Origin of the sequence: Micromonospora sp. NPDC047762, from assembly GCF_043204655.1 — a bacterium.
Lineage (GTDB): Bacteria > Actinomycetota > Actinomycetes > Mycobacteriales > Micromonosporaceae > Micromonospora.
In genome coordinates this window covers 482,949-502,118 of record NZ_JBIDCQ010000002.1, presented here as the reverse complement: position 1 = coordinate 502,118, position 19,170 = coordinate 482,949, and the positions used below count along the sequence as shown (strand labels likewise).

Below are 19,170 nucleotides of genomic sequence, written 5' to 3'. Positions count from 1 at the left end.
GACCCCAACCGGGAGGCGGCGCCGCAGGGGGCTGCGGGCCCGGGGTGGACGCCGGCTGGTGGGTCTCGTCGCTCGGGCCGGGTCGCGCCCAGTCGCTCGGCTCGGGTGGCGGAGCCGGCACGTCCGGCGGACCAGCCGGTTCGTCCGCAGGGGGCCGCGCCGGTTCCGTCACGAGGTCCTCCTGTCGAAAGGCCGCCACCGTCACACGGTGGACACCGGCCAGGCTACCGCCGGCAGCACCGCCGCCCGCGCCGGGCGCGGCCACCGGTGGCTCAGTCCATGTTCGCGGGGTAGTCGTGGCCGAACGGGGCGCCGGCCAACCGGACCACCCCGATGACCACAGCGGCCACGACGCTGACCGCGACCAGCACCAGGCCGGTCCAGGCCATCCACTCCCCCCGCCGCAGCCAGACGCCGCCGGTCAGGAAACCCCCCGAGGCGTACGCCTCCCGGCGCGCCTGCCGGGCCAGTTGCAGGGCCACAGTGGCCGGCACCACGCCACCGATGAACAACCCGGTCAGCATGCCGAGCAGGCCCAGCGCGAAGACCGCCCGTGCCTTCGTGGCGCGGGCCGGGTCCGGGTCAAGCGGGTGGCGCACGCCCTGCTGGGCGACGGACACCTGCCCGGGTGCGGTCGTCATCCCCCCATCATGCCGAACCCGGCGCAAGCGGTGGGTTGGCACGGACACGACGAGGCCCCCGGCTTTCACCGGGGGCCTCGTCGTGTGACTGGTGCTTAGCGGTACGACCCGAAGTCGAAGTCGTCCAGCGGCACGGCCTGCCCGCCGGCCGGCCCGAACCCGTAGTCGGTCTCCGGGTAACCGGTCATCGAGTAGACCTTGGCCTTGGCCTCCTCGGTCGGCTCGACCCGGACGTTGCGGTACTTGCTGATGCCGGTACCGGCCGGGATGAGCTTTCCGATGATCACGTTCTCCTTGAGGCCGACCAGCGAGTCGCTGCGCGAGTTGATCGCAGCGTCGGTCAGCACCCGGGTGGTCTCCTGGAAGGAGGCCGCCGAGAGCCAGGAGTCGGTGGCCAGCGAGGCCTTGGTGATACCCATCAGCACCGGACGACCAGCGGCGGGCTCGCCGCCCTCCGAGACGAGCCGGCGGTTCTCCGACTCGAACAGCGCCCGGTCGACGAGCACACCCGGCAGGAACTCGGTCGAGCCGGAGTCGATGACCGTCACCCGCTTGAGCATCTGGCGGATGATGATCTCGATGTGCTTGTCGTGGATGAGCACACCCTGCGAGCGGTAGACCTCCTGGACCTCACTGGTCAGGTGGACCTGGACCGCCCGCGGACCCATGATCCGCAGCAACTCGTGCGGGTCGATGGTGCCCTCGGTCAGCTTCTCGCCGACCGCGACGTGACCGCCGTCGTGGGTACGGAGCTTGACCCGCTTCGAGATCTTGTCGTAGACGATCTCTTCGCTGCCGTCGTCCGGCACCACGATGATCTTTCGCGAGCGCTCGCCGTCCTCGATCCGGATCCGACCGGGGGTGTCGGCGATGGGCGCCTTACCCTTCGGGACCCGAGCCTCGAAGATCTCCTGAACACGCGGGAGACCCTGGGTGATGTCCTCACCCGCGACACCACCGGTGTGGAAGGTACGCATCGTCAGCTGCGTACCGGGCTCACCGATGGACTGGGCGGCGATGATGCCGACCGCCTCGCCGATGTCGACCGACTTACCGGTCGGCAGCGACCGGCCGTAGCAGGCCGCGCAGACGCCCAGCTTCGACTCGCAGGTGAGCACGCTGCGCACCCGGACCGTCTCCACACCAGCGGCGACGATCTTGTCGACCCCGATGGAGTTGATGTCCTGACCGCGCTCGGCCACCACGGTGCCGTCCGGCCCCTTGATGTCGTCCGCGAGCGTACGGGCGTGCACGCTGGTCTCGGCGTGGGTGTGGACCACGAGCTTGCCGTCCAGCTTCTCGCCGATCTGCATCGGGATCGCCCGGTCGGTGCCGCAGTCCTCTTCGCGGATGATGACGTCCTGCGAGACGTCCACCAGACGACGGGTCAGGTAACCCGAGTCGGCGGTCCGCAGCGCGGTGTCGGCGAGACCCTTACGAGCACCGTGCGTGGAGATGAAGTACTCCAGCACGGACAGACCCTCCCGGTAGCTGGCCTTGATCGGCCGCGGGATGATCTCGCCCTTGGGGTTGGCCACCAGACCACGGATCGCCGCGATCTGCCGGAGCTGGAGCAGGTTACCGCGAGCACCCGAGTTGATCATCTTCCACAGCGGGTTCTCCTGCGGCAGCGCGGTGTCCATCTCCTTGGCGACCTCGTTGGTCGCCTTGGTCCAGATCTCGATGAGCTCGCCGCGACGCTCCTCGGCGGTCATCAGACCACGCTGGTACTGCTTGTCGATCTGGTCGGCGTCCTTCTCGTACCGCGCCAGGATCTCCGCCTTACGTGGCGGAGCGATGACGTCCTCCATGCCGATCGTCACGCCGGACCAGGTGGCCCAGTGGAAACCGGCCTCCTTGAGCCCGTCCAGGGTGGCGGCCAGCGCCACCTTGGGGAAGCGCTCGGCGAGGTCGTTGACGATCGCGGAGAGCTGACCCTTGCGGATCTCGTAGTTCACGAAGCGGTAGCCCTGCGGCAGCGTCTCGTTGAACAGCACCCGACCCAGGGTGGTCTCCACGGTCAGCGGGTCACCCTCGACCCAGCCCTCCGGGGCGGTCCACGCCTCGGCACCAGAGCCGTTGTCGACCCCGACCACGTCACGCAGGCGGATCTTCACCGGCGCCTGCAGGTGCAGCTCGCCGTTGTCGAAGGCCATCCGCGCCTCGGCGTCAGAGCTGAACGCCCGGCCCTCGCCCTTCTCACCGGCGGTGAGGTGGGTGAGGTGGTACAGACCGATGACCATGTCCTGGGTAGGCATGGTGACCGGCTTACCGTCGGCCGGCTTGAGGATGTTGTTCGACGACAGCATCAGGATCCGCGCCTCGGCCTGAGCCTCGGCGGACAGCGGCACGTGCACCGCCATCTGGTCACCGTCGAAGTCGGCGTTGAACGCGGTGCAGACCAGCGGGTGGATCTGGATCGCCTTGCCCTCGACCAGCTGCGGCTCGAAGGCCTGGATGCCCAGGCGGTGCAGGGTCGGCGCCCGGTTGAGCAGCACCGGGTGCTCGCCGATGACCTCTTCCAGCACGTCCCACACGACCGGGCGCTGACGCTCGACCATCCGCTTGGCGGACTTGATGTTCTGTGCGTGGTTGAGGTCGACCAGCCGCTTCATCACGAAGGGCTTGAACAGCTCCAGCGCCATCTGCTTGGGCAGACCGCACTGGTGCAGCTTGAGCTTCGGGCCGACCACGATGACCGAACGGCCGGAGTAGTCGACGCGCTTGCCCAGCAGGTTCTGGCGGAACCGGCCCTGCTTGCCCTTGAGCATGTCGGACAGCGACTTGAGCGGGCGGTTACCCGGGCCGGTGACCGGCCGGCCGCGACGGCCGTTGTCGAACAGCGCGTCGACGGCCTCCTGGAGCATCCGCTTCTCGTTGTTGACGATGATCTCGGGCGCGCCGAGGTCGATCAGCCGCTTGAGGCGGTTGTTCCGGTTGATCACGCGGCGGTACAGGTCGTTCAGGTCGGAGGTCGCGAAGCGGCCACCGTCGAGCTGCACCATCGGGCGCAGGTCCGGCGGGATGACCGGGACGCAGTCCAGCACCATGCCGAGCGGCGAGTTGCGGGTGTTCAGGAACGCCGCGACGACCTTGAGTCGCTTGAGCGCCCGGATCTTCCGCTGACCCTTGCCGGACCGGATGGTCTCCCGCAGGCTCTCGGCCTCGGCGTCGAGGTCCATGTTCTGGACCAGCGCCTTGATCGCCTCGGCGCCCATGGACCCGGTGAAGTACTCACCGAACCGGTCGCGCAGCTCGCGGTAGAGCAGCTCGTCGGTGACCAGCTGCTTCGGCTCCAGCTTGCGGAAGGTGTCCAGCACCTCGTCCAGGCGGTCGATCTCGCGCTGGGCCCGGTCGCGGATCTGGCGCATCTCGCGCTCTCCGCCCTCCTTGACCTTGCGCCGGACGTCCGCCTTGGCACCCTCGGCCTCCAGCTCGGCCAGGTCGGCCTCGAGCTTGGCGGCCCGCTTCTCGATCTCCGAGTCGCGGCTGTTCTCGGACTGCCGCTTCTCAGCCAGGATCTCGTTCTCGATCGTCGAGAGGTCGCGGTGACGCGACTCCGCGTCCACGCTCGTCACGACGTACGAGGCGAAGTAGATGATCTTCTCGAGGTCCTTGGGGGCGAGGTCCAGCAGGTAACCCAGCCGGCTCGGAACGCCCTTGAAGTACCAGATGTGGGTCACCGGAGCGGCGAGCTCGATGTGCCCCATCCGCTCACGGCGGACCTTGGAGCGAGTCACCTCGACGCCGCAGCGCTCACAGATGATGCCCTTGAACCGAACGCGCTTGTACTTACCGCAGTAGCACTCCCAGTCCCGCTGCGGACCGAAGATCTTCTCGCAGAAGAGCCCGTCCTTTTCCGGCTTCAGGGTGCGGTAGTTGATCGTCTCAGGCTTCTTGACCTCGCCGTGCGACCACTGACGGATGTCGTCGGCGGTGGCGAGACCAATGCGCAGCTCGTCGAAGAAGTTGACGTCGAGCACTATGTCCCCTATGTCGTCGTCTGTACTGCTAATTCTCGGGTGGGGTCGGGGGCCGGCGAGCCGGCCCCCGACCGCTCACCTCAGACCTCTTCGACCGAGCTCGGCTCGCGCCGGGACAGGTCGATGCCCAGCTCCTCAGCGGCCCGGAACACCTCGTCGTCGGTCTCGCGCATTTCCAGGGCCACACCGTCGCTGGAGAGCACCTCAACGTTGAGGCACAGCGACTGCAGCTCCTTGAGCAGCACCTTGAACGACTCCGGGATGCCCGGCTCCGGGATGTTCTCGCCCTTGACGATGGCCTCGTAGACCTTCACGCGGCCGAGCACGTCGTCGGACTTGATCGTGAGTAGCTCCTGCAGGGCGTAGGCAGCGCCGTACGCCTGCATCGCCCAGCACTCCATCTCACCGAAACGCTGACCACCGAACTGCGCCTTACCACCCAGCGGCTGCTGCGTGATCATCGAGTACGGGCCGGTCGAGCGAGCGTGGATCTTGTCGTCGACCAGGTGGTTGAGCTTCAGGATGTAGACGTAGCCGACCGCGATCGGGTCCGGCAGAGGCTCACCGGAACGACCGTCGAAGAGCTGCGCCTTGCCGGTACGACCGATCAGCTGCTTGCCGTCCCGGTTGGGCAGGGTCGACTCGAGCAGACCGGAGATCTCCTCCTCGCGGGCACCGTCGAAGACCGGGGTGGCCACGTTGGTGTCGCCCTCGGACTCGTGCGCGTCGATCGAGCGGAGCTGGCGCTTCCACTCGGCGTCGTCGCCCTCGACCTTCCAACCGGTCTTGGCGACCCAACCGAGGTGGGTCTCCAGCACCTGGCCGATGTTCATCCGGCTCGGCACACCGAGCGGGTTGAGCACGATGTCGACCGGGGTGCCGTCCTCGAGGAACGGCATGTCCTCGACCGGCAGGATCTTCGAGATGACGCCCTTGTTGCCGTGCCGGCCGGCGAGCTTGTCGCCGTCCTGGATCTTGCGCTTCTGGGCGACGTAGACCCGGACCAGCTCGTTGACACCCGGCGGCAACTCGTCGCCGTCCTCGCGGGAGAACGTGCGCACACCGATGACCGTGCCGGTCTCGCCGTGCGGCACCTTCAGCGAGGTGTCCCGAACCTCACGCGCCTTCTCACCGAAGATCGCGCGGAGCAGGCGCTCCTCCGGGGTCAGCTCGGTCTCACCCTTGGGCGTGACCTTGCCGACCAGGATGTCACCGGGGACGACCTCGGCGCCGATCCGGATGATGCCGCGCTCGTCGAGGTCAGCGAGCATTTCCTCGCTGACGTTCGGGATGTCGCGGGTGATCTCCTCCGGGCCGAGCTTGGTGTCCCGGGCGTCGACCTCGTGCTCCTCGATGTGAATCGAGGTGAGCACGTCCTGCTGCACGAGGCGCTGCGACAGGATGATCGCGTCCTCGTAGTTGTGGCCCTCCCAGCACATGAACGCCACCAGCAGGTTGCGTCCGAGTGCCATCTCGCCCTCGTCGGTGCACGGACCGTCGGCGATGACCTGACCGGCCTCGACGCGGTCGCCCTCGAAGACGACCGGCTTCTGGTTGACGCAGGAGCCGGCGTTGGAGCGGCGGAACTTGTGCAGCAGGTACGTCCGGCGGTGGCCGTCATCCTGGTGGATGGTGACGTAGTCGGCACAGAGATCCTCGATCACACCGCCGACCTCAGCGACCACCACGTCGCCAGCGTCGACAGCGGCCCGGTACTCCATGCCCGTACCCACGAGCGGCGCCTCGGCCTTGACCAGCGGCACCGCCTGGCGCTGCATGTTCGCGCCCATCAGTGCCCGGTTGGCGTCGTCGTGCTCGAGGAACGGGATCATGGCGGTCGCGACCGAGGTCATCTGCCGGGGCGAGACGTCCATGTAGTCGACGGCACCGGGGAGGACGTCCTCGGTCTCGCCGCCCTTACGACGGCAGAGCACCCGCTCCTCGGCGAACGTGCCGTCAGCCTTCAGGCGCGCGTTGGCCTGGGCCTTGACGAACCGGTCCTCCTCGTCTGCGGTCAGGTAGTCGATCTGGTCGGTGACCCGACCCTCGACGACCTTCCGGTACGGCGTCTCGATGAAGCCGAACGGGTTGACCCGGGCGAAGGTGGACAGCGCGCCGATCAGGCCGATGTTCGGGCCTTCCGGCGTCTCGATCGGGCACATCCGGCCGTAGTGGGACGGGTGCACGTCGCGGACCTCGAAGCCGGCCCGCTCCCGGGACAGACCACCCGGGCCGAGCGCGCTCAGCCGACGCCGGTGGGTCAGGCCCGCCAGCGGGTTGGTCTGGTCCATGAACTGGGACAGCTGGGACGTCCCGAAGAACTCCTTGATCGCCGCCACCACCGGGCGGATGTTGATCAGGGTCTGCGGGGTGATCGCCTCGACGTCCTGCGTGGTCATCCGCTCGCGGACGACCCGCTCCATCCGGGACAGGCCGACCCGAACCTGGTTCTGGATCAGCTCGCCCACGGTACGGAGGCGTCGGTTGCCGAAGTGGTCGATGTCGTCGGCCTCGTAGCCGTCCTCACCGGCGTGCAGCCGGCACAGGTATTCCACGGTGGCGACGATGTCGTCCTCGGTCAGCGTGCCGGTGGTGATCGGCACGTCGACTTCCAGCTTCTTGTTGAACTTGTAGCGCCCGACCTTGGCGACGTCGTACCTCTTCGGGTTGAAGAAGAGGTTGTCGAGCAGGGTCTGGGCGTTCTCGCGCGTCGGCGGCTCGCCAGGGCGCAGCTTGCGGTAGATGTCGAGCAGAGCCTCGTCGGCGCCGGCGATGTGGTCCTTCTCGAGCGTGGTCATCATCAGCTCGGACCAGCCGAACTTCTCACGAATTCGCTCGGCCGACCATCCGATGGCCTTGAGCAGGACGGTGACGGCCTGCCGACGCTTACGGTCGATGCGCACACCGACCGTGTCGCGCTTATCGATGTCGAACTCCAGCCAGGCACCCCGACTCGGGATGACCTTGACGCTGGAGAGGTCGCGGTCGGAGGTCTTGTCCGGCTGCTTGTCGAAGTACACGCCCGGAGACCGGACGAGCTGGCTGACCACGACGCGCTCGGTGCCGTTGATGACGAAGGTGCCCTTGGGCGTCATCATCGGGAAGTCACCCATGAACACCGTCTGGCTCTTGATCTCGCCAGTGGTGTTGTTGGTGAACTCCGCGGTCACGAAGAGCGGAGCGCAGTAGGTCAGGTCCTTCTCCTTGCACTCCTCGATCGAGGCCTTGACCTCGTCGAAGCGCGGCGCCGAGAAGGAGAGCGACATGGTGCCGGAGAAGTCCTCAATGGGACTGATCTCTTCAAGGATCTCCGCGAGACCCGATCGTGCGTGCGGGTCGTCCGCCGACCGGCCCTGCCAAGCCTCGTTGCCGACGAGCCAGTCGAAGGACTCGTTCTGAATGGCAAGGAGGTTGGGGACCTCGAGGTGTTCGGTGATCCTGCCGAATGAAACTCGGCGGGGAGCGAATGCGCTCGACGTACGACTGGTCTTCGCAGGGCGGGAAGCTGCCAAGATGCGTCCTTCCGAGGACCGGTGCTGCAGAACGGCTGGTACGCGTGCACTCCAATGACCCCACCAGAAATATCCGTAAACGGACATTTCCAAGCAGGGGTCAAGTCGGAAGGCAGCGCAAACTAGCAGTGTAGCCGAGAGGCTAACCGCTGTCCAGCCCACCCCGCAGGTTGTTTGCGGAGCGCGCCTCGGCCCCCGTCAACCGGGGTCTGCCGGGCCGCTCAGAACGCAACTCCCCACTGGGCCGCTCGGGTTACAGCGGCCGATGGTGCCGCCGCTGTCATACCCACGTCGTGGCCGTCGCAAGCGCGGTGTCTTGCTGGTGTCAGCGTGCCTGGCAGCCCCGGGCCGCGTCAAGGGCCGGTATCCGGGTTGTCCCTTGTTTCCCACTGGAGGGCGACCCACCACGCTCGTTCGGGTCAAGGGTACCCACGGTCGGAGCCCAGCTCAGGACCGGTCGCGCCCGGATCCACCAATACGGCGGGCGGTGATCCGTGTCGGATCACCGCCCGCCGCGACGCGATGGTGTCCCAGCTCACGAGCCGGGTACGCGTTGGTGGAACGTCAGGTCACTTGAGGGTGACCTTGGCGCCCTCACCCTCGAGCTTGGCCTTCGCCTTGTCGGCGGTCTCCTTGTTGACCTTCTCCAGGATGGCCTTCGGCGCGGACTCGACCGCGTCCTTGGCCTCCTTGAGGCCCAGGCCGGTCAGCTCACGCACGACCTTGATGACCTGGATCTTCTTGCCGCCGTCAGCCTCGAGGATGACGTCGAATTCGTCCTGCTCCGGCTCGGCCTCGGCAGCAGCGCCGCCGCCACCGCCACCCTGGGCGATCGCGACCGGAGCGGCAGCGGTGACCTCGAAGGTCGTCTCGAACTGCTTCACGAACTCAGAGAGCTCGATCAGCGTCATCTCCTTGAACGCGTCGAGCAGCTCGTCGGTGCTGAGCTTCGCCATATCTGGCGTCCTTTCCTGATTCTGTTAAGTAAAGAACTGGTGCGCCGTGGGGGCCTCAGGCCGCCTCGGCGCCCTCCTTCTCGCGCTTGTCCTGCAGTGCAGCCGCCAGACGGGCGGTCTTCGACAGCGGGGCCTGGAACAGGGCCGCGGCCTTGCTCAGGTTGCCCTTCATCGCGCCGGCCAGCTTGGCCAGCAGCACCTCGCGGGACTCCAGGTCGGCGAGCTTCGTGACCTCGGCCGCAGTGATGGCCTTGCCCTCGAAGACACCGCCCTTGATGACGAGCTTCGGGTTGGCCTTCGCGAAGTCGCGAAGCCCCTTCGCCGCCTCGACGACGTCGCCCGAAACGAAAGTCAGCGCGGTAGGACCGGTGAACAGCTCGTCGAGGCCGGTGATGCCCGCGTCCGTCGCAGCACGCTTGGCCAGCGTGTTCTTCGCGACCGTGTAGCTGGTGTCGGCGCCGAGCGAGCGCCGAAGCTGGGTGAGCTGGGAAACCGTCAGACCGCGGTACTCGGTCAGCACGGTGGCGCCCGAGCTGCGGAAGCTCTCGGTCAGCTCAGCGACGGCCGTGGCCTTGTCGGCCCGGATCGGCTTGTCCGCCATGTCCCTCCTCTCTCGTTACTCGAGGCTGGTCCCCGTCTCGGCCGAAGCCGGAACGGGGGCGGAGGCAGCGCGACAACGAAAAAGCCCCGGCGCAGGGCGCACGGGGCGAGGGCCGGCGGTTCGTCATGGTCGGCGGACCATGCTCACTGCCGAGTTACGCTTGCCGCCCTACGCGGGTCGCCCGTTGTCGCGGGACCTTCGACCGTGCCGAAGCACGGTGACCAGCGGTCTCTGGGTGGTTCCTCATCCATGAGAACACGGATGACTGTGTGAACAGTACGCGCCCAGCTCACGAGCGCCAAATCGCCCCTGGTGAGCTGGGTCACCGACCCTGTCAGCCCTGGGCCCGCCGACGCCACAGGTAGCCGCCGACGACCGCGGCGCTCCAGGCCAGCGCCCACCCGCTCAGCCCCAGCACTGTCAACGCGGCGGCGTCGCCGGCGGTGGTGCGAGCGGCGGCCATGATCGGCGGTGCCAGCCAGGGTGCCACCGAGCCGCTAAGGCCGAACACCACAGCGCCGACCCCGCCGAGGGCCAACACCGCGACGCCGTACCCGGCACCGCCCACCGACGCCCGGCTGGCCAGCGCCCCAAGAGCAACCGCAGCGGGTACGACCAGCACGTGCGCCCACAATCCCAGCGCGAGCCCGACCGGAATCGACCGATCCCCCGGGTCGACCGGACCGGACACTCCGCCGACCAGCCACGGAAAAAGCAGCGCGACGGCCACCGTCACCAGCGCCGCCACCGCGGCGGCGAGCAGCCCGGCCAACCGCTCCCGGGCCACCCCGACAGTCACCTGCGCCAGCCGACGCTGCACGTCCGGCTCGACATCCAAGAGGATCTTGGTCTGCCAGGCGAGCACCGGAAAGAGCACCACCGCGGAAACGCCGTACGCCTCCGCCGGCTGGGCGCGACCACCGCCGTAGAGGGTGCCGAGCGTGATCAGGCCGGCGAGCAACGGCGCCAACGCCCGGCCGGTTCGCAGGAAACCGGCCAACCGCATCCGGACCAGGGCGCTCACCGGGTCTCCCCCGCTGCCGACTCGACAGCCGCGTCGGCGGTGTCCGGCCGGCCCGCCGTCAACTCCCCGGCCATTCCGAGCGACGGCTCGGCGGGTCGGGCGGCACCGGCCGACCGGAGCGGCTCGACGGGTAGGGCCTGGGACGTGGCGGTGGAGGCGTCGGAGCGTACCCGCAGCACCTGATGGCCCTCGGCGCGCAACCGGGCGACGGTGCCGGCGACCCGCGCGGCCGGCACCGCGACCTCGACCACCGCGATCGTCTCGTCCGTCGACGACGTCTCCTCGGAGAGCGAGCCGTCGGCCACCAGCCAGCGGCGCGCGGCCGGGAGCCGGACCGTCTCGCCGCGATGGTCGCTGACCAGGACGGACCCGTCGGCGGCGAGCACCTCGGCGATCAGCTCGGGCACCAGCTCACGGGTGGCGGCGTCCAGCCCCTCCCACGGCTCGTCGAGCACCAGCAGGCCCGGTGGGCGCAGCAGCGCCTGGGCGAGGCCGACCTTCTGCGCGGTGCCCTTGGACAGCTCCGGCAACCGGACCGAGCGGAAGGCGGACAGCCCGAGCCGGTCCGTCCAGGAGGTCACCGCGTCGTCGGCCGCGGCCCGGCCCAGCCCCGCCACCCGGGCCATCCCGGTCAGATAGCGGGTCACCGTGAACGGTTGGTCCGCCGGGAAACGCTCCGGCACCCAGCCCACCCGTGCCGGCCGGCCGGTGACCTGGCCACGGCCCGGGCGGAGGACCCCCGCGGCCACCTGGAGCAGTGTCGACTTGCCCACCCCGTTGCGACCCAGCACGATCGCCACCTCGCCGGGACCGATTCGCACGTCGATGCCTTGCAGCACCCACGGCCCTCGCCGGTGGTACCGCAACCAGACGTTCTCCAGCCGCATGGCGTCGAGCCTGCCACACCTCGAACGCGCCGGGGCGCCGCCACGGTCGTGGCGGCGCCCCGGCGGAGCGAACTGTCGACTCAGGCGTCGGCCTGGTCCTCCCGAAGGTTCTTCACCAGGTTCGGGTCGACCGGGACACCCGGGCCCATCGTGGTGGTCAGGATGACCTTGCGGAGGTACTTGCCCTTGGCCGCGGACGGCTTGGCACGCAGCACCTCGTCGAGCACCGCAGCGTAGTTGTCCACCAGCTGGGTCTCCGTGAAGGAGGCCTTGCCGATGATCAGGTGCAGGTTGGAGTGCTTGTCCACCCGGAAGGTGATCTTGCCGCCCTTGATGTCCTGCACCGCCTTGGTGACGTCCATGGTCACCGTGCCGGTCTTCGGGTTCGGCATGAGACCGCGCGGGCCCAGGATCCGCGCGATCCGGCCGATCTTGGCCATCTGGTCCGGCGTGGCGATCGCCGCGTCGAAGTCGAGCCAACCACCCTGGATGCGGGCGACCAGCTCATCGGTGCCCACCTCGTCCGCACCCGCGGCGGCGGCCTCTTCGGCCTTCGCGCCGCTGGCGAACACGATCACGCGGGCGGTCTTACCGGTGCCGTGCGGCAGGTTGACCGTGCCGCGGACCATCTGGTCCGCCTTGCGGGGGTCGACGCCGAGGCGCATGGCGACCTCGACCGTGGCGTCGAACTTGACGTTGGTGGTCTCCTTGGCCAGCTTCACGGCCTCGGTGGGGGTGTAGAGCTTCGACCGGTCGATGACGTCGGCGGCCTTGCGGTAGCTCTTGCTGCGCTGCATTGCTGATTACTCCTGTGGTCTCTGGCGGGCCGCTCGGCGCGAGCCCTCCCACGGTCGGAACGAAGGTCGGGGCCGACGTCAGTCGTTGACGGTGATGCCCATCGACCGGGCGGTGCCGGCGATGATCTTCTCGGCCTGGGCGATGTCGTTGGCGTTGAGATCGGCCATCTTCTTCTCGGCGATCTCACGCAGCTGGGCGCGGCTGACCGAGCCGACCTTCTCGGACTGCGGAACACCCGAGCCCTTCTGCACACCGGCGGCCTTGATCAGCAGCCGGGCGGCGGGCGGGGTCTTCAGCACGAACGTGAAGGACCGGTCCTCGTACACGCTGATCTCGGCGGGGACGATGTCGCCCCGCTGAGACTCGGTCTGCGCGTTGTAGGACTTGCAGAACTCCATGATGTTCACGCCGTGCTGGCCGAGCGCGGGGCCGACCGGCGGCGCCGGCGTGGCCTGGCCCGCCGGCAGCTGAAGCGTGAACGTCTTGACGAGCTTCTTCTTCGGAGGCATGTCACTTCCTGGGGCTTGGAGCTGGGAAAATGCGGCTGTCGCCGCCCTCGGGCGCGCACGGTCAGCGCGGTGCGACAGCGGCGACATTCAAGAGTAGCGCAGGCCGCAGCCCACTCGTCCGCCGAGGTCGAGCGAGAGCGCGTACGCCGACGTCGGCGGCGGGCCGGGCCCGCCGCCGACGACCAATCAGATCTTGGCGACCTGGTTGAAGTTGAGCTCCACCGGAGTCTCACGACCGAAGATCGACACCAGCACCTTGAGCTTCTGCTGGTCGGCGTTGATCTCGCTGATCGTGGCCGGCAGCGACGCGAACGCGCCGTCGGTGACGGTGACGGAATCGCCCACCTCGAAGTCGAGGACCTTGATCTCCGGCTTCGACTTCTTCTGCTCGGTCTCGACAGCCGGCGCCAGCCACTTCAGCACCTCGTCGAGCGAGAGCGGAGCGGGCCGGTCGGCCCGGTCGGTCGCGCCGACGAAGCCGGTCACACCCGGGGTGTTCCGAACGCAGGAGTACGACTCGGCGGTCAGCTCCATCCGGACCAGGATGTAACCCGGGAAGACCTTGGCCTGGATCTGCGAACGCTTACCGTTCTTGACCTCGACCTCTTCCCGGGTCGGCACCTCGACCTGGTAGATGAAGTCCTCCATGTCGAGGCTCGTGATCCGGGTCTCGAGGTTGGTCTTGACCTTGTTCTCGTAGCCGGCGTACGAGTGCACCACGTACCAGTCACCCGGCGCGTAGCGAAGCTTCTGCCTCAGCTCCGCGACGGGGTCGTAGTCCTCGTCCGGTGCGGGCTCGGTCGTAGGGAACTCCGGCTCGCTGGCGGCCTCGACCGACTCGTCACCAGCCGCCGTCGCGACCGTGGACTGCTCGTCCACCGGTCCGGCGGTCTCGTCGTACTCAGGCACGCTCGCTCACTTCCGTCACTATGGCTGGAGGCAGCCGGTCAGTCCGAGTTGCCAAAGACAAACAACACGACCTTGGCGAAGCCGAAGTCCAGCACACCCACGATCGTCAGCATCACCGCGACGAACGCCACCACCACGGCGGTGTAGGTCAGCAACTCCTTGCGGGTCGGCCAGATGACCTTACGCAGTTCAGCTACGACCTCGCGGAAGAACCGGGCGATGCGGCCGAAGACGCCCACCCGACCCGTTTCCGACCGCGTGGTCGGCCGGCTGTCCGCCGACTCCGCCCGGGCACGGGACCGCGTGGCGGTGCCTCCCCGGGAAACCGGCTCGTCCGCGCCGGAGGCGTCGTCGTCGGCCACGTCGTCGACGACCTCGTCGTCCAGACGATCGTCGCCGTCGTCGTCGCGCCGCTTGTTGTCGGCCACTTCGCCCTCCGTCGCGGAATCTGGGGTCGTACGCCGAGTGGCGCACGCGGCGCTGGTCACGCCGGCCGGACCCAACCGTCCCGCGACGGGCCGCGGCCGGTGGATCACCCGGAGGGCCCCGATTGCCTCGGAGCCACCCCGCCGATGCCACCACCACGGGCCGGACGCCGCCAGGTGGCGGCGCGACCCACGGGAACGGTCAGGCCTGAGGCGCAGGGGTGACAGGACTTGAACCTGCAGCCTGCGGTTTTGGAGACCGCTGCTCTGCCAATTGAGCTACACCCCTATGTGGCAACACTCGCCCCACGCGGCCACAGACGACCGAGCAGGGGTCACTTGCCCCACGGCGGACCAGTGTACGGGTAGCCGCCCGACTTTCCCAACCGGTCTCTCCGCCACGCGTGGCGGGCTCGGTTCAGCCTGCCGTCCGGATGGTTGCCCGCGCCTGCGACAGCACCTTCTCACCCAGGCAGGTGGCGGTCACGTCGAGCCGGGTGAGACCGTCCTCGGTCACCTCGCGGACCCGCGCCGTCACCTCGATCTCGGTCCCCTGGTCGTCGGGGACCACCACGGGCCGGGTGAAACGCACGCCGTACTCGACCACCGCGTCCGGGGACCCGGCCCACTCGGTGACCGCCCGCCCGACCAGGGCCATGGTGAACATGCCGTGGGCGATCACCCCGGGCAGACCCACAGTGGTGGCGACCCGGTCGCTCCAGTGGATCGGGTTGAAGTCGCCCGAGGCGCCGGCGTAGCGGACCAGGTCCGCGCGGGTCACCTGAAACGTCTGTGCTGGCAACTCCATCTCACGCCTCCCCGCGAATGACATACCTGGCCCAGACCGCCACCACGGGTTCCCCGCCGACGGTGCTCACGTCGGTGCGCGTGGTCAGGAAGCCGTGCCCACCCCTGGTGCTGACGTCCTCGATGGTGTTGGTGCAGACCAGCTCGTCGCCGGCGACCACCGGCCGGGTGTACGCGAACCGCTGGTCACCGTGCACCAGGCGGCTGTAGTCGACACCCAGGGCCGGGTCCTCGATGATCTGGCTGCTCGCGGCCATCGTCACGATCACCGGGAAGGTCGGCGGGGCCACCACGTCGGCGTGGCCCAGCGCCCGCGCGGCCTCCGGGTCGTGGTGGGCCGGGTCGGTGGCGCCGATGGCGCTGGCGAACTCGCGGATCTTTTCTCGCCCCACCTGGTAGGGGGCGGTCGGCGGATACGTCCGGCCGACGAAGGAAGGGTCCAGAGGCATGCCGCGAACCTACACGGAAAGCCCAATCGCCGACCTGATCGGTAGGCGGCGGCGGAGCCGCACCAAACCGGTCAGATCGGCGATTGGAAAGCTTCGACAACGGCCGGCCCCTGAGGCCGGCCAGCAGTCAGCGGGTCTCGCGGTGGACCGTGTGCCGACCGTCGCGCGGGCAGAACTTCTTCAGCTCGATGCGGTCGGGGTCGTTGCGCCGGTTCTTGCGCGTGATGTAGTTGCGCTCCTTGCACTCCACACACGCCAAAGTGATCTTCGGCCGGACATCGGTAGCCTTCGCCACGGCGGAGTGCCTTCCTCGCTAACGGAAACAACTACGACGCGCCAGCCTAGACGCTGACAGCGCGGACATGCAAAGTGGGCGCCGGAAGCGCCCATTCTTACGACCACCGGCAACGAGCCCGGAAGACGAGAGTAGCGGTGGCCGGACTTGAACCGGCGACACAGCGATTATGAGCCGCTTGCTCTACCATCTGAGCTACACCGCTGCGATGGGTCCAGCTGAACCCTCGAGCCCCCTTACGGAATCGAACCGTAGACCTTCTCCTTACCATGGAGACGCTCTGCCGACTGAGCTAAGGGGGCCTGCGCGATCTCCCCGTGGGGCGCGCAGGAGTAAGAGTACACGGCCCGGCTCGACAGGTGAAATCGGATCCCCGGTGATCGTCCGCGCCCTGCTCAGGGCACGACACGCAGGCGCGGAAGCTCTCCGTTCGAGGTCGTCTCCGGCTCGACCTGGGCGCCGAACCAGGCAGCCAACCGCTCGTACGGCAGTGGCCGGCTGAACAGGAAACCCTGCCCGATCTCGCAGCCGATGTCCTGGAGAAGCTCCAGGGTCAGCTCGCTCTCCACCCCCTCGGCCACCACCGTCAGGCCGAACTGCTGGGAGAGGGTGACGACCGCGTTGACGATCGCCAGGTCCCCCGGGTCGGTCGCCATGCCCTGCACGAAGGAGCGGTCCACCTTCACCTCGTGCACCGGCAGCCGGCGCAGGTGCGCCAGGGACGAGTCACCGGTGCCGAAGTCGTCCACCGACAGTCGTACGCCGAGATCCCGCAGCCGTTGCAGGGTGGGGATGGGCCGGTCCGTGCCGTCCAGCACCCCCGACTCGGTGATCTCCAGGGTGAGGCGCTGCGCCGGCACCTTGTACTCGGTCAACAACTCCTGGACCCGATCCGGGAAGTGTCGGTCGATGAGCGTACGGGCCGAGAGGTTGACCGCGATGGGCAGCGGCTGGTCGGCCAGCGCCCAGTCCCGGCTGCGCCGAAGGCCCTCCCGGAGCACCACCTCGGTGAGCCGGCTCAGCTGGCCGGTGTGCTCGGCCACCGCCACGAAGTCCTCGGGCGCGACAGTGCCGTGCGCCGGGTGCTCCCAGCGGGCCAGACACTCCACACCCACCAGGCGCCGGTCCCGCAGAGTCACCTTGGGCTGGAAGTAGACCTCCAGCTCGTCCTGGTCCAGTGCTCGGCGCAGATCGCCGGCCAGACCCAACCGGCGCAGCGAACGGGACTCCAGCGCGGGATTGAACAGCTGCACGCTGCCCGGTACCGACTTGGCCGCGGTGGCGGCGAGGTCGACCCGAAGCAGCAGGGTCGCCGCGTCGCTGCCATGATCCGGGTGTACGGCCACCCCGACGGCGGTGTCCACGTCGAGGGTGAGCGCGTCGAAGACCATCTCGTCGCGGATCTGGTCGCGCAGTTGGGCAGCCAACTCGACCGCCGCCTCGGCGCTCTCCAACCGCAACGTCACCAGGAACTCGTCCCCACCGGCACGGCCGACCAGAGCCGACGACGGCGCGCTGGCCCGCAACCGATTGGCGACCTCGGTGAGGACCTTGTCCCCGGCCGCGTGCCCCAGGGACTCGTTGACCTGGCGCAGCCCGTCGACGTCGAAGAGCAGCAGCGCAACCACCTCGTCCGGCGCGCCGATCTTGACCGATTCGTCAAGAGCGCCGGTGATGCGCCGCCGGTTCGGCAGCCCGGTCAACGTGTCGTGGTACGCGTCGTGCCGCAGCCGGTCGACCAGTCGCGAATTCTCCAACGCGACGGCCGCGTGCGCCGCCACCGTCTCCAGCACGGGCACATCGGCCTTGGTGAAGTGGCCGACGTCGCTGAGGCGGTTGACCACCTCCAACGTGCCGATCACCACCTTCCCCGACCGCAGCGGCACGACGATGACGTCCTTCACCTGACGGCCGGCGATCGCGCGACGCAACTCCGCATCGCCGCCCAGCAGTCGCCCGAGGGTGACGTTGTGGCCCGCCTCGAAAGCCCGCTCACGAATCACCACCGGGGTGGGCGCCACGTCGAGCAGCCCCCGGTCGTCCAGCCGTGCGGTCAGCAGCACCTCCGGATGCCGGCGCTGCGCCGGAAGCCAGAGGGTCGCGTACTCGGCCTGCATGAGGGTGCGGATCCGATCGAGCAGCACGTCCGCGAGCGCCCCCTCGTGGCCGGCGCTGGTCATCGCCCGGGTCAACTCGTACATGTCGCCGAGGGTCCGGTGCTGACGAAGGAACCGGGAGTACGCGCGGTAGAGCATGACGCCGGCGACGGTGATGGCCACCAGGAGCAACGTCGACCACAGTGTCGTCACCAGCGCGATCAGGATGAGCAGCCCCACCGCCACGTTCAGCGCTGTGGTGAGGAAGACCTGCACGGCCATCGCCGTCGTACCCCGCAGCCCCTGCCAGCCCTGCAACAGGCTGATCACGCCGACGACCGAGGCCAGGCTGATCAGCGTGTTCGCGCTGACCGCGAGAAACAGGACCCCCCAGGTGGCGGGCCCAACCCCGTCGAGCGGCGGCGCCGCCACCACGACCACGCCCGCCACCGACACGCCGGCGGCATCCCGGGCGACGTTGAACCAGAACTTGGGGGGCAGGTAGCGACGGTGAGCCTGAGTGACCACCGCGGCGATCGTCGCGATCAGGACCACGAGCACCGGCGAGAGCCAGTACAGCCCCAGCACCAACGGGATCTCGGTGAGGGTGACCACGACGGCCTGACGTCGGACGACGAAGCTCAGAGTCGGTACGCCGGCCACCACCATCACAAGCACGAGCAACCCCGCAACCAGAAGGTCGCGGGGTTTTATGGTTTCAGTAACGGCCAGGAATGTGGTGATGAGGATAGCGAGAGAAGCCAGGGGGCCGGTGATCAGCCAGGCACGTTCCGTTGAACGGCGGGGGACGTTGTTGCCCGGCACGCTCGTGTCCCCTCATCGGTGGCGCTGAAGCGCGCCGACATCAACGCTCGTTGACAACGGCTCCCGTGCCACTGCTGCTGACCGGAGCACCCCACTCAACCCCTGTCGCCTGCATCTCACTGCTGACGACAACGCCCCCGACAGCGGACACGACAAGACCCATCGCCACGATCAGACCGAGCAGCCGGCCACGCGTTAGACCAGACATCGGAAACTCCTACCACCAAGGGTGTCAGAAAACTGCGTTCCCCGATGGTGCCACAGCGGTGGCAGGGGGGAAAGTTCCACGACGGCCCCGGGCTGCGGACGGGGAATTACGAACCGGTCGGCCTGTCCACCCACCACGTCTGGCCAGATCGTCTTACCGTCCGACCGATCGCCGCCCCTCAAGAAACGACAAGCTCCGCTAACAACTCCTATGCGGCTTAGCACTCCTACCGGACCTCGACCTGC

Annotated in this window: 15 protein-coding genes and 3 tRNA genes; all 18 read right to left on the bottom strand. The window is 68.4% G+C overall.

The features are described from left to right. Nucleotides 1-272: 272 nt before the first annotated feature. The 18 genes from ACGF3C_RS07865 to ACGF3C_RS07780 all read right to left on the bottom strand — a co-directional run bounded on the left by ACGF3C_RS07865 (nucleotide 273) and on the right by ACGF3C_RS07780 (nucleotide 18,717). Complete coding sequence (locus ACGF3C_RS07865) at nucleotides 273-641, bottom strand: hypothetical protein (protein WP_210784125.1); 369 nt, start codon at nucleotides 639-641, stop codon at nucleotides 273-275. A gap of 95 nt (nucleotides 642-736) precedes the next feature. Continuing rightward, nucleotides 737-4,624, bottom strand: a complete 3,888-nt coding sequence (locus tag ACGF3C_RS07860) for a DNA-directed RNA polymerase subunit beta' (protein ID WP_393219875.1) — start codon at nucleotides 4,622-4,624, stop codon at nucleotides 737-739. Between the two features lie 80 nt (nucleotides 4,625-4,704). Further along, the gene (locus ACGF3C_RS07855; protein WP_393219872.1) at nucleotides 4,705-8,136 is read right to left on the bottom strand and encodes a DNA-directed RNA polymerase subunit beta; all 3,432 of its coding nucleotides are present in this window, start codon (nucleotides 8,134-8,136) and stop codon (nucleotides 4,705-4,707) included. A 569-nt stretch (nucleotides 8,137-8,705) separates the two neighbouring features. Continuing rightward, nucleotides 8,706-9,092 carry a 50S ribosomal protein L7/L12 gene (rplL, locus tag ACGF3C_RS07850; RefSeq protein ID WP_091402415.1) on the bottom strand — a complete coding sequence of 129 codons (387 nt, stop codon included), beginning with the start codon at nucleotides 9,090-9,092 and terminating at the stop codon, nucleotides 8,706-8,708. A gap of 55 nt (nucleotides 9,093-9,147) precedes the next feature. Continuing rightward, on the bottom strand, nucleotides 9,148-9,693 hold the full coding sequence (gene rplJ, locus ACGF3C_RS07845; protein ID WP_112584808.1) for a 50S ribosomal protein L10: 546 nt from the start codon (nucleotides 9,691-9,693) through the stop codon (nucleotides 9,148-9,150). Nucleotides 9,694-10,027: 334 nt separating this feature from the next. Beyond that, nucleotides 10,028-10,717, bottom strand: a complete 690-nt coding sequence (locus ACGF3C_RS07840) for a hypothetical protein (protein WP_393219868.1) — start codon at nucleotides 10,715-10,717, stop codon at nucleotides 10,028-10,030. Further along, nucleotides 10,714-11,604 carry an ATP-binding cassette domain-containing protein gene (locus ACGF3C_RS07835; RefSeq protein ID WP_393219865.1) on the bottom strand — a complete coding sequence of 297 codons (891 nt, stop codon included), beginning with the start codon at nucleotides 11,602-11,604 and terminating at the stop codon, nucleotides 10,714-10,716. Before ACGF3C_RS07835 ends, ACGF3C_RS07840 begins: the two co-directional genes overlap by 4 nt. Before the next feature lie 80 nt (nucleotides 11,605-11,684). Beyond that, complete coding sequence (gene rplA / locus ACGF3C_RS07830; protein WP_091402424.1) at nucleotides 11,685-12,401, bottom strand: 50S ribosomal protein L1; 717 nt, start codon at nucleotides 12,399-12,401, stop codon at nucleotides 11,685-11,687. Nucleotides 12,402-12,479: 78 nt separating this feature from the next. Continuing rightward, complete coding sequence (gene rplK, locus ACGF3C_RS07825; RefSeq protein WP_124820953.1) at nucleotides 12,480-12,911, bottom strand: 50S ribosomal protein L11; 432 nt, start codon at nucleotides 12,909-12,911, stop codon at nucleotides 12,480-12,482. A 186-nt stretch (nucleotides 12,912-13,097) separates the two neighbouring features. After that, nucleotides 13,098-13,820, bottom strand: a complete 723-nt coding sequence (gene nusG / locus ACGF3C_RS07820; RefSeq protein WP_238667527.1) for a transcription termination/antitermination protein NusG — start codon at nucleotides 13,818-13,820, stop codon at nucleotides 13,098-13,100. A 38-nt stretch (nucleotides 13,821-13,858) separates the two neighbouring features. Then, nucleotides 13,859-14,248: a preprotein translocase subunit SecE gene (gene secE, locus ACGF3C_RS07815; RefSeq protein WP_091403530.1), complete on the bottom strand. Its 390-nt coding sequence runs from the start codon at nucleotides 14,246-14,248 to the stop codon at nucleotides 13,859-13,861. A gap of 213 nt (nucleotides 14,249-14,461) precedes the next feature. Further along, nucleotides 14,462-14,534, bottom strand: a tRNA-Trp gene (locus tag ACGF3C_RS07810). Between the two features lie 129 nt (nucleotides 14,535-14,663). Further along, a complete protein-coding gene (locus tag ACGF3C_RS07805) occupies nucleotides 14,664-15,053 on the bottom strand; it encodes a MaoC family dehydratase (RefSeq protein WP_393219858.1) in 390 nt (129 codons plus the stop codon). A 1-nt stretch (nucleotide 15,054) separates the two neighbouring features. Then, entirely contained in the window at nucleotides 15,055-15,501 is a 447-nt protein-coding gene (locus ACGF3C_RS07800; RefSeq protein ID WP_238667525.1) for a MaoC family dehydratase N-terminal domain-containing protein, read from the bottom strand. Between the two features lie 127 nt (nucleotides 15,502-15,628). Beyond that, nucleotides 15,629-15,796 carry a 50S ribosomal protein L33 gene (gene rpmG / locus ACGF3C_RS07795; RefSeq protein ID WP_007073056.1) on the bottom strand — a complete coding sequence of 56 codons (168 nt, stop codon included), beginning with the start codon at nucleotides 15,794-15,796 and terminating at the stop codon, nucleotides 15,629-15,631. Between the two features lie 132 nt (nucleotides 15,797-15,928). Further along, a tRNA-Met gene (locus tag ACGF3C_RS07790) sits at nucleotides 15,929-16,001 on the bottom strand. A 24-nt stretch (nucleotides 16,002-16,025) separates the two neighbouring features. Continuing rightward, a tRNA-Thr gene (locus tag ACGF3C_RS07785) sits at nucleotides 16,026-16,098 on the bottom strand. Between the two features lie 93 nt (nucleotides 16,099-16,191). Continuing rightward, nucleotides 16,192-18,717: a putative bifunctional diguanylate cyclase/phosphodiesterase gene (locus ACGF3C_RS07780; protein ID WP_393219854.1), complete on the bottom strand. Its 2,526-nt coding sequence runs from the start codon at nucleotides 18,715-18,717 to the stop codon at nucleotides 16,192-16,194. Nucleotides 18,718-19,170: the final 453 nt, after the last annotated feature.

What these genes read in the sequence shown, in the direction of transcription:
- rplL (WP_091402415.1), bottom strand. Translation starts at nt 9,092, where the DNA reads ATGGCGAAGCTCAGCACCGACGAGCTGCTCGACGCGTTCAAGGAGATG.
- ACGF3C_RS07865 (WP_210784125.1), bottom strand. Translation starts at nt 641, where the DNA reads ATGACGACCGCACCCGGGCAGGTGTCCGTCGCCCAGCAGGGCGTGCGC.
- ACGF3C_RS07805 (WP_393219858.1), bottom strand. Translation starts at nt 15,053, where the DNA reads ATGGAGTTGCCAGCACAGACGTTTCAGGTGACCCGCGCGGACCTGGTC.
- rplJ (WP_112584808.1), bottom strand. Translation starts at nt 9,693, where the DNA reads ATGGCGGACAAGCCGATCCGGGCCGACAAGGCCACGGCCGTCGCTGAG.
- ACGF3C_RS07800 (WP_238667525.1), bottom strand. Translation starts at nt 15,501, where the DNA reads ATGCCTCTGGACCCTTCCTTCGTCGGCCGGACGTATCCGCCGACCGCC.
- rplA (WP_091402424.1), bottom strand. Translation starts at nt 12,401, where the DNA reads ATGCAGCGCAGCAAGAGCTACCGCAAGGCCGCCGACGTCATCGACCGG.
- rplK (WP_124820953.1), bottom strand. Translation starts at nt 12,911, where the DNA reads ATGCCTCCGAAGAAGAAGCTCGTCAAGACGTTCACGCTTCAGCTGCCG.
- ACGF3C_RS07835 (WP_393219865.1), bottom strand. Translation starts at nt 11,604, where the DNA reads ATGCGGCTGGAGAACGTCTGGTTGCGGTACCACCGGCGAGGGCCGTGG.